This window comes from Cellulomonas biazotea (assembly GCF_004306155.1).
Classification (GTDB): domain Bacteria; phylum Actinomycetota; class Actinomycetes; order Actinomycetales; family Cellulomonadaceae; genus Cellulomonas; species Cellulomonas biazotea.
The window spans coordinates 1-1292 of record NZ_BIMR01000374.1 but is presented as its reverse complement, the minus strand read 5'-3'; the positions used below and the strand labels follow the sequence as shown (position 1 = coordinate 1292).

Here is a 1292-nt window from a genome sequence, read left to right as displayed (position 1 = left end):
ACGTCGGGCCGCCCGCTCGTCCAGACGGCGCCGGCCGTCGCCTTCGCGGTCCTGCGCGCCCGCGCCGCGCACCTCGGCGAGGTGCCGCCCACGCTCGTGTCGGGCGCCGAGCAGGACCTGCTGCTCGCCGAGCTGCTCGCGGGCCACGCCGCGGGGGAGGGCGTGCCGCTCGCGTGGCCCCCGGACGTCCCCGCCGACGTCCCGACGATGCGCGCGTTCCGCGACGAGCTGCGCGACCTGCTCATGCGGGCCGCCGAGCGCGGGCTCGACCCCGTCGACCTCGCCGAGCTCGGCCACGCGCACGGGCGGCCCGGGTGGGCCGCCGCCGCGCGCGTCTACGAGGAGTACCTCGACGTCCTCGAGCTGCGTTCGGCCACGCCCGACCTGGGGTCGCGGCTCGACCCGGCGGTCGTCGTCGAGGAGGCCGCCCGGGCGCTGCGGGGGTGGGACGCCGAGGTGCCGGGTGCGCCCCGGCCGCGCTGGCGGCTCGCCGTCGTCGACGACCACCAGGAGAGCACGTCGGCGACGGCACGGCTGCTGCGCGTGCTCGCCGACGACGGGGCGCGCGTCGTGCTGCTCGCCGACCCCGACGCGGCCGTCCAGACGTTCCGCGGCGCGGCCCCCGCGCTCGTCGGCCGGGCGGTCGTGCGGGGCGACGGCGACGGCGAGCTCGGTGCCGCCGCGCACGTGCTGCGCACCGTGTGGCGGCACGGCCCGGAGATCCGGGAGGTGACGCGGCGGGTCACCGAGCGCGTGGGGTCGGTCGGCGCCGTGCAGCACCGGCGGGCGACGGCGTCGTCCGTGGGGGAGGTCGCGGCGGGCGACGTCGTGACCGGCGGCGTCCGGACGGGCGGCGTGCCGCTCGCCGACGTGCCGGCGCAGAGGAGCGGTGGCGCACGTGGTGCTCGCGGACCCGTGGGGTCGGCCGGTGACGAGGCCGTCGCCGTACGCGCCGCGGTCCTGCCCAGCTCCGCGCAGGAGGCCGCGTTCGTCGCGCACGCCCTGCGGACCGCCCACCTCGAGGGCGGCCTCGGCTGGGACTCGATGGCCGTCGTCGCGCGCTCGGGCGCGCAGGTCACGGCACTGCGCCGCGCGCTCGCGGGGGCGTCGGTCCCCGTCACGGTGGTCGGCAGCGACGTCCCGCTGCGCGAGGAGCCGGCGGTCCGGCCGCTGCTCGACGCGATGCGGGTGGCCGTCGGCGACGTGCCGCTCGACCCCGAGGCCGCCGCACGGCTGGCCTGCTCGCCGCTCGGCGGGCTCGACGCCGTCGGGCTGCGCCGGGTGCGCCGCGC

1 protein-coding gene is annotated in these 1292 nt (G+C 80.4%); it reads left to right on the top strand.

What is annotated here, in order from left to right; translation table 11 throughout:
- Positions 1 to 1292, top strand: a 1292-nt coding sequence (locus CBZ_RS18825; RefSeq protein WP_165446857.1) for a UvrD-helicase domain-containing protein, incomplete at both ends; no start/stop codon positions are given.